We start from the raw sequence: 255 nt of genomic DNA on the forward strand, positions 1-255 counted from the left end.
CCGTGAAGAAGGTAGTGCACGACTTTATTTCCGAAGAACTGCCCGAACCACCCAAAGAGAAGCGCCGGGTGAAAGTTCTTTACGTGGAAGCGGACGAAGACCACGTAGCCGGTCAGGACGGGAAGAAGTACTTACCCCGTCTCGTTTACATACACGAAGGGAAAGAAGAAGTGGGGAAAGGGCGGTTTAAGCTCAAGCGTCCTTATTACCTGGGAGGGATTTATCCAGATACGGATGAACTGTGGCTGGACGTTC

Annotated in this window: 1 protein-coding gene; it reads left to right on the forward strand. The window is 51.8% G+C overall.

What is annotated here, in order from left to right; genetic code table 11:
- Positions 1-255 (forward strand): UPF0236 family transposase-like protein (locus DXX99_RS11200; RefSeq protein WP_205664724.1); only part of this gene is annotated, 255 nt, incomplete at both ends.

This window comes from Ammonifex thiophilus (assembly GCF_003368535.1).
GTDB classification, from domain to species: domain Bacteria; phylum Bacillota; class Desulfotomaculia; order Desulfotomaculales; family Ammonificaceae; genus Ammonifex; species Ammonifex thiophilus.